We start from the raw sequence: 10,039 nt of genomic DNA, 5'->3' as shown, positions 1-10,039 counted from the left end.
AACTTCTTTTGTATTCTCATTCTCTTCAAGATTAAGATTTTCGCGCTTTACACTATCACTTTTGCCACAACCTCCAAGTAGCATTACCAGCAAGGAAGCAATTACAATCATATTATATTTTCTTTTCACTATGCTCCCCCTTGCAAAATGTATCCTCTACATTATCATTTGCTACTCCACTACTTTTCGATTACATATCCTCTTTAATAACGGCACTAAAAGCAAGCAGAACAATAACATAATTATTATCATTTCGTATACGATGCTAAAGTCAAAATCAAATGCGAACCTCTTCAAATCCGAATATAGTAGTGCTTCAACTAACGCACAACCAATAACCATTCCGCACACAATTCCACTAAGCAGATAATATAGAATCTGATAAATCATCATCTTTGCAAGCCGCATTCTACTTACCCCTTGTAACCTCAAAATCCCATAATCCTTTGTACGAGAGATAAATATATTTCTTAATGAATTTATCCAACCGATTGACGATATTATCACCAAGATTCTTACAACCATTTCAATCATAAAATAACGATTTTCAATTTCTTTGTCGTTAACTCGTACCACTTCACTGTAGTTTGACCACTTCAGGTAGGAATACTCCCCACGCAAGTTCTCTAACTTGTCTTCAATATATTGACTATCTCCGTCTATATAGATTTGATCAATCCATACAGCATCCTGTGGAAAATCCTTATTATGAATATCAACATAGGCGTCACGAAATCCCAATTCGCCATCTTTCATAATACCAGCAATCTGCATAGTGCAAGATGTCCCCTCTTTTTCTACACCTATTTTATATCCATTCGCATCCAGTTTATAAACATCTGCGGTCTTAATTTCTATAACATCACTTACTTTCATACTATGGGCTTCTGCAAATGACTCACTTATAATCATACTTGATTCTGAAAATTCTGTTATCGGCAATATATTCTGTTTTATCATTGCGTCCATATCGGCAATCATATACTCCATTGTTTCCCCATTATATTCTGCTCGATAACCTGTAGTATACACAGCAGAAACCTTGATTTCGTCATCTTCTCTTAGCCCTGTATATAATACTTCTGCTTCTTGCAACGTTACCGACGAACTTGTCGTCACTATCGTTTCTGCCAGATATTTATTCTTATAATATTCTGCACCATTCTTCTTGACTATACCAGTAAAGCTTGCTCCTACAATAGAAACAGCAACTAACATCGCTATTGTTAGTAGCATAATTGTATTATCTTTCACTCGTACCTTTACCATTTTTCTTGCTATGTACAAATCCGATTTTAGTATACGTATACCTTTTGTTCTTTTTTTCTTTCTCTTACTTGCTTCGTTATTCCTTAAGACTTCGATCGGTAATATTTCACCACTTTTTCGAATCATAAATGTCATTAGCACATATATAATTACAAAGATAACAGCAGCAATCTCTAAGCTAGAAACGAAAAAGAAATGACTCTCACCAGTGATTATATTTATTTCGTTATTCAATGTATTCATTACAACCGTATTAAACAGATAGGACACAAAAAATCCCGAACCAATTCCCAGTAATAAAATTATTCGAATCATATGTTTAAATATTCGCTTTGTCTGTGCCGTTGTTCCACCAATCAGACGCAACGTTGCCAAATCCCGTCGATATTTATGAATAAAATTTCGAAATACACTCAAAGTAAACAGACTGGTAACAAGCGCAATACAAACCGATAATACAATTACAAAAAACTGAAATGCTTCGACCATATCCTCGTATAGCTCATCACCCTCAAATACCACCGTCGTAATGTCAGCATCTAATCGTTTTATCACATATTCCGCATTTCTTACATCATCTGATTTAATCATGATTACATTCGTATTGTAATCTTTTTTCGTTATTTTCTGTAGCATTTCCTTACATACGACTGCCATCTCAACACTATCGACATTAGAGGTTTTATCCTTAAATATCTCTGCTACCTCTAATGTCACGTTATTCACTTCAATACAGTCACCAAGCTTGTAGTTTCCGACCTTCGCCAAGACTTCATTAATTGCAATTTCATTCTGAGACAATATTTTCGTATTGTTATATCTGCTACTTACCATCTTGCTATTATCTGTTCCAACCGTATAGACTGGGCCACCTGCAATTCGCACTTCACTACTATACATTAGTGTCGCATAATCACTTACTTCTTTGAGATTCGCAATCTTATCTACTATCTCATCATTAAATCCTCTATAATCCACATAATGTATTCCTGCATCACAATCACCATACATCGCTTTTACCGATTGTTTATAGGATTCCGTCGCATTCATCGACAAATTAAACATCTCTATTATTAAAACCGTTGCGATAAATACACTTAACAAACAAGATACCGTTAATACTTTACTTCTCTTTAAAAACCTTATACTTATCGACTTCAAATCAGACATCATTCTCTCCCTATCTTAACTAAGTTTTTTGATTCCTATCATACCTTTTCTCAATTAATAACGTTTCTGAATCTGTCCAATATGTTATCTAAATCACTCTCATCATGACGGTTACGATGCTCACCTGTAATTTTTCCATCACTAAAAAATACTACCCGATCCACATATGTCGCAACATTCGGGTCATGTGTTACAATCACTGTCGTTTGATTTAGTTCCTTGCTTAGTTTACAAATTAATTCCATGATATCGGTTGTTGTCTTGTAATCCAAGTTTCCTGTCGGTTCATCGGCTAAGAGTATCTTTGGATTTGTAATCAATGCTCTTGCAATCGCTACTCTTTGCTGCTGTCCACCTGATAATTCACTTGGTCTATGTGTCTCACGTCCATTTAAACCAACTAATTCTATCTTTTCTTTACACAATTTTTTAATCGTCTTATTCGTATGGTTTGATAAAATAAGTGGTAACGATATATTTTCTTCCACTGTAAAATCTTCTAGCAGATTATAATTCTGATAGATGAATCCCATATAGTCTCTTCTGTTTTTCGTTGCTTTGGGTTCAATGGAATAATCCTTTTCATATACATGATTCAAATAGATTTTCCCACTATCTGGTTTGTCAATTGCACCCATGATATGTAATAGTGTACTTTTCCCTGAACCGCTACTCCCCATTATCGCAACCATTTCTCCTCGCTCAATTTCTAAAGAAACGTCTTGCAATGCATTCACAACTTTGTCGGAACACTGGTACGTCTTATTAATATTCTCTAGTTTTAATATATCTGCCATTAATAATTTTCCCTCATTTTTCTTTTTTACCATTATTCTACTTTGTTGTTTATATTTTGTCAATCTGTTTGTTTTTTCGCACCTCGCTATATTCCCATTTCCATCAGCTATCGTGCTTGTTACTGCTCTAACGCATACCCCATACTCTTCTCAAACTCCTTCGCCCATTCTGCTGTCTCATAGAACAAGATACAGTTTTGGTATCCATCACTTGTTACCCATAATTGTTTCTCACTGTTATGTTCCTTTAGAACTTCATTCATATACGCTATCATTCCTACATCAAACCAATCGTTGTCTACAACCGCATCGTACTGATACTGCTTTTCATTACATCGAAAACGTATTCGCTGGATTTCCTTACCTGTTTCAGAATCTTTCAAACCTGTCTGTTCCTCAATTTCTGTAAACCTAATATCATCATAATAAGTAATCGCAGAGACACCTTCTAAAAATTGCGTATACATCTTGTCAACCCAGAACATCTCTACATCAAAGGAATATACAGAATCAGATGTCGAAGTCCATTCCCCTGAATCATAGTCGAATGTTCCTCCCCCTATCGAATCCAGAATCATTCCACAAAGTTCTCTCTCACCCATTTCATTGATAACTTCTTCTGGTATCTCCGAAATTCCTTCAATTAGTTTCGCCTTTTGTAGCTCATTGCTTCTCATCAGTCCTAGTTCTTTTACCTGTTCGATTCTCTGCGCAAGTATCTTTTCTACTCCAAACACTTCCTTCTTTTGAATTGAAAATGCATAGAGTTTATAGTCCAAATCTTCTACAATATACATATATAGCACATTTTGATTTCCTACTTTATCGAGCCAAAATGTATAGAGTTTTCCCTTTTCACCCTTTTCCTCTAAATCATTCGAAATATCTGATATCAGTGTGGAATCTTCAAAATCATAAGAGCAATGCATAATGTTCCACATTGTCGATGGCCAAAACATTTCTTTGTTATACCGTTCTACCGTTCCATCATTGTCAATGTCACAAGAATATACAAACGTATCTTCCTTGCGCACCTCTTCTGCCGTTCCATAGATAGAATAGTCGCTGTTTTCCAATATAGAAGGGTACTCTTTCTTACATAAAGTAGTTTTTATCTCTTCTATCTCCGCAAAATCACTTTCTTCCTGCAAGATATCCATCTCATAATCAGTGGCTTTTATTGATAGACGTCTTGCATCTACCAATACTCCCTTATCATATAGGTAAACCTTATATCCCGAATAATAGTTTGTATCATAATCAAAATCTCGGAGTAGTATATAATTTATCCCCTCATAATTGATTGCACCAATTGATGTTCGTAAACAGCTATAGGAGTCAGTTAGTGTATATGTCCCATCTCCATTCCCTTTGCAAAGTTCTAATTCGCTAAATCCACTTGTTCCACCATAAAAAGTCAAGGAAACCAAATCATCAATTCCATCATTATCCCCATCTACTTGAATCACATCTGTCCAACACGTCTCATCTAGTTCAACCTTGCTATGCTTCACATACTCCTCTTCACTTATCCCCGTTCTTATAAGCATGGAGTCAAGAGCGACTACGCCATTCTTCTCCATTACATGCTCTGTAAGCATAGTTATCAAAGCGTCAGGGATTTCCTTTGCTTTTTCTACTACTTTTCTTTCATTCGTTTCCTCACAGCCCTTCCAGTACTCTGTTAAATCCGTTACCGTTACTTTTTTCTGTGCTGTAAATTTCACTTTTAGTAAAGGTGTTACTTCTGTTTTATAAGCAGGAAGGGTATCTGTTGTACGTAATTTTTCTTCTCGTTCTAGTGTGTTCTCGTTCTCATCTATATTCTCATTTTCTTTTTCTGTTGCATCTTCTCTTACGGCTATATTTCCGTTCTTATTCGTATTTTCTTTATTCTTACCACTACTCTTACCACATCCTACAAGCAGAACCGCTATTAGTAGACCTATCATTATTGTATTCACTTTTCTCTTCATTTTGTTTTCTCCTCGCACAATATTCAAACTTAGATACCTACGAAACTCTCAATACACTTAGAAGTACTTAGATATGTCGCGTGTTTTGTGTTAACCTACCGTAAGTAAGAAGCTTGCACAACATAAAACGAGTTTCGCAATCTACCCCTGTTCAAAACTTACTTTTTGGTATATTCTATATCTAAAGAGCCAATAAAACTATACCATAGTTTTGCATCAAATATGCATAGTACGTAAGTACAACAATTATCTATATACACTTGCTACTCTTCACACCAAACATTCACAGTAATGAATGTCTACTAAAAAATTGACGAAATGGATAGGATACACGCATATGAATACTTATCAATACGCAATCAATACAACTACAGTAACGGAAGACATGATTAACCGATTATCGCCATTTGTCTCTCAAGAACGACGATTAAGCGCTGACAAATACAAATTTTTTATCGATAAAGCACGATGTATTCTAGGAGAATACTTAGCCCGCTATGCTTTAAAAAAACATTATAACCTTTCAGATAACGATATTTCTTTTTCTACTTCTACCTATGGAAAACCTTTTTTAAAAGATATTGATAACATTTACTTTAATATCTCCCACTCTGGAAACTGGGTTGTCTGTGTTGTTGGGGACGAACCTTTAGGCGTAGATGTGGAGAAAATTGCACATACAGACCTGCATCTTGCAGAACGTTTCTTTACCCAGAATGAATATACGCGGATTTTAGAATGCGCCGTTAAAGATCGAGCAGATGAATTTTTCAAACTATGGACATTAAAAGAAAGCTATATTAAAGCAATCGGAAAGGGACTTCATATGTCGCTTGATTCTTTTGAATTTCGACATATACAAGATAAAGAACAGCTCTTTATTGATAATGAACCTGTTGATTGTTATCACTTTTCATGTAGACGTTTAGATGACTCACATTACTATGCTTTATGCACTACAAGTACTACTGATACGATACATAACTTGGAGTACACCGTTCTTGATTATTAAACATTGCAAAAGGCATTGCAATTTTATTCATAATCGCAATGCCTTTATTTGTTCGGATTCTTTCCTTGTTTTACTACTTGACTAACGATTCCGAGCGTTAACTCTTTTCCGTACCCGTCCATTTCTTTAACCATATCTAATATTTGTTTTTCTATACTTGTATTCACTTCATAAAATGCTTCTCTTCCTATTAACTCATCTATCGTAATCTGATATAAATCAGCAGTTCCCTTCAAGAAATCTACATCTGGTGCTGAAGCTTCTCTCTCAATGTTGCTAATTACCTGTTGTGATAGATTTAATTTCCTAGCAAGCTGCTTTTGTGTATACCCATGCAATTTTCTTTGCGCTGCCAATCTATTTCCTATGCTCATAGTCACTTCACCTTCCTGTTTGCAATTATACAATAGATGCATATGCAAAAAAAGTTGACCAACAACATTGTTGTAAATTATATTATTAACAATTTTATTGTTAGTTAGTAACAAAATGAAAGAATTATTATTACAAATCACAAAAATCCCTTTTTGTTCGACATCGAGCAAATTACATTGCCCTATCAAACAAAAAAGGATTTTTTCTATACCTTGATATTCTTTTCTACTCTTCTCCTGCCTTAAAATTATAAAGTGGCGTAATTACCTTTATAATTTCGGCTGTATCAGAAATGTTATCTACAATATCATCCATTCCTTTATACGCCATTGGACATTCATCCAATGTCTTATCATTTACAGATGTTGTATATACACCTTTCATCTCTTTCTTAAATTCAGATACCGTATACGTATTCTTCGCTTGTCTTCTTGACATCAAACGACCTGCTCCATGAGGTGCAGATTCATTCCAGTCAGCATTTCCTTTTCCTATACAAATCAAAGAGCCATCTCGCATATTAATCGGTATTAATAATTTCTCACCTTTTGCTGCCGATACTGCGCCTTTTCTAAGTATCATATTATCTGTATCAATATAGTTATGAATTGTTGTAAATTCATCTACTACCTTGAGTTTCATTCCCTTGATAATTACATCCATCATTGCTTTACGATTTAGTAACGCAAATCTTTGTACAATCTTCATATCATGAAGATAATCTTCCATCAACTCTCCTGACAGATAGGAAAGCTCTTTGGGAATCTGCGTCTTTATTTGTGCCTTCATCTCTTTAATCGCAGATTGGATTTCCTTATCTCTTCCTGCTGCTTTGTATTCTTCTGTGAGACGATAGATATCCTTTGCCGTATTTCCATTTAATGATTTATACGCCTGCTCTTGATAGTAATTTGCTACTTCTAATCCTAAATGTCTTGAGCCAGAATGGATTACCACATATAGATTCCCTTCTTCATCTTGATTTACTTCGATAAAATGATTTCCTCCACCAAGTGTTCCAAGGGACATCTCTGCTCTTGCTATATTTATCTTTGCATTATCCTTACATCTTAAAGCATATAAGTCTACTTCATCATTATATTTATGCGCTTTCTTTCGAATATCGAATCCTGATGGAATCTCTTCATAGATTAATTTATCTAACTTTTGTAGTTCGATATGCTTGTTTTTAACTTGAATGGTTTCCATCCCGCACCCAATATCAACTCCAACCAGATTAGGAACTACCTTATCGGTAATTGTCATAGTTGTTCCAATCGTACATCCTGCTCCAGCATGCACATCTGGCATAATTCGAATCTTCGAATCCTTCACAAATTCTTGGTCGCACAATGTTTTTATCTGCAATGTTGCCATTTCTTCAATCACATCAGTATACACTTTTGCTGTATTGTATTTACCTTCTATTATGTTCATTCTTATTCTACCTCATCTTATACAATTCTTTTAGGTCTTTAATCATATCGCTCATTTTTTCTTATCTCTTGTAAACGTTTCTTCTTTTGATTGAGATGTCTCTCTTTTGCTCTAGGATAGTATTTATCACACTTTTGACAGTAATGTTCGTGACTTGCCTCTCTGCCCTTTTTACATTCTCCTAATGCAATATAATACAGACATACTGTCTCTCTGTCTTTCGCCATTTTGTTTCATTCCTTCCATTTTTGTCTGCAATCACAGTTTTAGCACTCTCCTGAATTTCATTTTCAGATAACAGAATTGCATTCTCTATATATCCTTCATCATACTCCTCTTGTGTACGAACATCAAGAATAATTACATTTTCAGACATCATATCTTGTGCTTCTTCTGAAGTGATTTTTATGTATTCTGGTAATACCTGTTCAAAAGCTGGATCAAATGAAATATCTTGCAATACTGACCACTCTTGTCCGCTTGGTGTCGATGTTGCGCAAGCAGTAAGCATTAACAATATTACAATTACCCCCATTAATTCCAATCGTATTTTTTGCATATACATATTTCCTTCGCTCCTATTAATGAAAGGACCTCACTCCTTTATCTTCCGATCCCTCTATCTCTTCCTCTAAGCACACCAATACGAATTTATCCTTCACATATTTGTAATACCGCGCTTCATTACACAAACCATAATAAGTATAACATCTCAAAAGATGTTCTTCCTTATTAATCGAAATAATCCCCTCCTCACTAATCTCCATCAATTCTTCATTCTTTACAAACCGTCTCAAGCGATCATCCCAAAGCCAATAATAAAAAGGTTCACTCCGTATAGCACCATCACAATTAGCACTCAGTCCAATATCCATATAGCCATCAAAATTCCAATCTTCAAACACAAGACCATACATAGCTTTTTCTAAGCTCTCATTTCCTCTGCTTAAATCACCTATATTTTGTACCAAGTCACCTTTATCATCTGTTATTGTTATATTTTTTATGTGATTCTCACTAGATATTATATAATATCGGGCTTTGTCATAATTAGCACCATACCCTTTGATGTTCTCACCGGTAAGATGCACTGTAAACTCTGGCATCTTCTCATTTACTTTTATTGTTTCTGCAAAATCTATTGGAGTTACTATGTCCGGTGGTAACTCCCCTCCAAAATAGTTGTAATACGATGGGTACGCCCAGTTCCCAACAATCTCACCTCTCCAATCTGCTATACTTCCAAAATCGTATATTTCTCTATACCCTAAACCAATTAACTCCATGGCTGCTTTCTCACTTCTAGCATTGGTTTGGCTGTATACAAGTATAATTTGATTTTTGTCTGCAATCACAGTTTTTGCACCCTCCACCACTTCATCATCAAGTAGTAAGATTGCATTCTCTATATGTCCTTCATCGTACTCCTCTTGTGTACGAACATCAAGAATAATTACATTTTCAGACATCATATCTTGTGCTTTCTCTGGCGTGACTTTTTTATATTGGTGTAATACCTGTTTAAGAACTGGTTTTAATGAAATGTCTTGCAACATCAAGCACTCTTGTTCACGTGATGCTGATATACTACAAGCAGTAAGTGTTAATAATACAAGCACTCCCATACACACGAATCGCATTTTTTTCATATATTCTCCCATTCCTTCACTTCCTATAGATAGAAGTAATTTATTTCTTCATATCCTCATAATAATCCGCAGTGACTTTCATTTCACCATCTACTAATTCTTCCGTAACTTTATGAAATATATGTCCCCCTTTATCATCAGATCGAGCTATTACCTCATCCCGACGCACCAATACAAATTTACCATCAAAATATTTATAATACCTAGCTTCATTACATAAACCATAGTTTGTATAGCATTGCAAAAGTTGTTCTTCCTCACAAATTGAAACACTACCCAAATCACTAATTTTCATCAGTTCATCATTCTCTACAAACTGTCCCACACTATCATTCCACAGCCAATAGTAATGCA

At 35.0% G+C, this 10,039-nt stretch carries 10 protein-coding genes; 1 reads left to right on the top strand and 9 read right to left on the bottom strand.

The features are described from left to right. Positions 1-171: 171 nt before the first annotated feature. The 3 genes from RMR19_RS12090 to RMR19_RS12080 all read right to left on the bottom strand — a co-directional run bounded on the left by RMR19_RS12090 (position 172) and on the right by RMR19_RS12080 (position 5,212). Positions 172-2,439 carry an ABC transporter permease gene (locus RMR19_RS12090; RefSeq protein WP_310603743.1) on the bottom strand — a complete coding sequence of 756 codons (2,268 nt, stop codon included), beginning with the start codon at positions 2,437-2,439 and terminating at the stop codon, positions 172-174. A 50-nt stretch (positions 2,440-2,489) separates the two neighbouring features. Then, on the bottom strand, positions 2,490-3,269 hold the full coding sequence (locus tag RMR19_RS12085; RefSeq protein WP_310603742.1) for an ABC transporter ATP-binding protein: 780 nt from the start codon (positions 3,267-3,269) through the stop codon (positions 2,490-2,492). Positions 3,270-3,355: 86 nt separating this feature from the next. After that, complete coding sequence (locus tag RMR19_RS12080; RefSeq protein WP_310603741.1) at positions 3,356-5,212, bottom strand: hypothetical protein; 1,857 nt, start codon at positions 5,210-5,212, stop codon at positions 3,356-3,358. Positions 5,213-5,549: 337 nt separating this feature from the next. Here RMR19_RS12080 and RMR19_RS12075 point away from each other — a divergent pair, with 337 nt between their 5' ends. Beyond that, entirely contained in the window at positions 5,550-6,224 is a 675-nt protein-coding gene (locus tag RMR19_RS12075; protein WP_310603740.1) for a 4'-phosphopantetheinyl transferase family protein, read from the top strand. A 44-nt stretch (positions 6,225-6,268) separates the two neighbouring features. On the opposite strand, the gene RMR19_RS12070 is transcribed toward RMR19_RS12075, so the two are convergent. From RMR19_RS12070 to RMR19_RS12045, 6 genes are all read right to left on the bottom strand, one after another. Next, positions 6,269-6,598, bottom strand: coding sequence for a helix-turn-helix domain-containing protein (locus RMR19_RS12070; RefSeq protein WP_310603739.1), 330 nt, complete (start codon positions 6,596-6,598; stop codon positions 6,269-6,271). A gap of 226 nt (positions 6,599-6,824) precedes the next feature. Then, a complete protein-coding gene (locus RMR19_RS12065; protein WP_310603738.1) occupies positions 6,825-8,036 on the bottom strand; it encodes an RtcB family protein in 1,212 nt (403 codons plus the stop codon). A gap of 38 nt (positions 8,037-8,074) precedes the next feature. Then, a complete protein-coding gene (locus tag RMR19_RS12060; RefSeq protein WP_310603737.1) occupies positions 8,075-8,263 on the bottom strand; it encodes a hypothetical protein in 189 nt (62 codons plus the stop codon). Beyond that, positions 8,218-8,601, bottom strand: coding sequence for a rhodanese-like domain-containing protein (locus tag RMR19_RS12055; RefSeq protein WP_310603736.1), 384 nt, complete (start codon positions 8,599-8,601; stop codon positions 8,218-8,220). Before RMR19_RS12055 ends, RMR19_RS12060 begins: the two co-directional genes overlap by 46 nt. Before the next feature lie 16 nt (positions 8,602-8,617). Continuing rightward, a complete protein-coding gene (locus tag RMR19_RS12050) occupies positions 8,618-9,685 on the bottom strand; it encodes a rhodanese-like domain-containing protein (RefSeq protein ID WP_310603735.1) in 1,068 nt (355 codons plus the stop codon). Between the two features lie 40 nt (positions 9,686-9,725). Next, the coding region (locus tag RMR19_RS12045; RefSeq protein WP_310603734.1) for an XAC2610-related protein at positions 9,726-10,039 on the bottom strand (314 nt) is incomplete at its 5' end.

It is taken from the genome of Anaerosporobacter sp. (assembly GCF_031551385.1).
In the GTDB taxonomy this organism is placed as follows: domain Bacteria; phylum Bacillota; class Clostridia; order Lachnospirales; family Lachnospiraceae; genus Anaerosporobacter.
Note: the sequence above shows the minus strand (reverse complement) of the source record. Positions and strands in the feature narration are given on the sequence as shown.

Bases quoted from the DNA above. Each gene is read 5' to 3' on its own strand.
- RMR19_RS12090 (WP_310603743.1), bottom strand. From the start codon at position 2,439: ATGTCTGATTTGAAGTCGATAAGTATAAGGTTTTTAAAGAGAAGTAAA.
- RMR19_RS12085 (WP_310603742.1), bottom strand. From the start codon at position 3,269: ATGGTAAAAAAGAAAAATGAGGGAAAATTATTAATGGCAGATATATTA.
- RMR19_RS12080 (WP_310603741.1), bottom strand. From the start codon at position 5,212: ATGAAGAGAAAAGTGAATACAATAATGATAGGTCTACTAATAGCGGTT.
- RMR19_RS12075 (WP_310603740.1), top strand. From the start codon at position 5,550: ATGAATACTTATCAATACGCAATCAATACAACTACAGTAACGGAAGAC.
- RMR19_RS12070 (WP_310603739.1), bottom strand. From the start codon at position 6,598: ATGAGCATAGGAAATAGATTGGCAGCGCAAAGAAAATTGCATGGGTAT.
- RMR19_RS12065 (WP_310603738.1), bottom strand. From the start codon at position 8,036: ATGAACATAATAGAAGGTAAATACAATACAGCAAAAGTGTATACTGAT.
- RMR19_RS12060 (WP_310603737.1), bottom strand. From the start codon at position 8,263: ATGGCGAAAGACAGAGAGACAGTATGTCTGTATTATATTGCATTAGGA.
- RMR19_RS12055 (WP_310603736.1), bottom strand. From the start codon at position 8,601: ATGTATATGCAAAAAATACGATTGGAATTAATGGGGGTAATTGTAATA.
- RMR19_RS12050 (WP_310603735.1), bottom strand. From the start codon at position 9,685: ATGAAAAAAATGCGATTCGTGTGTATGGGAGTGCTTGTATTATTAACA.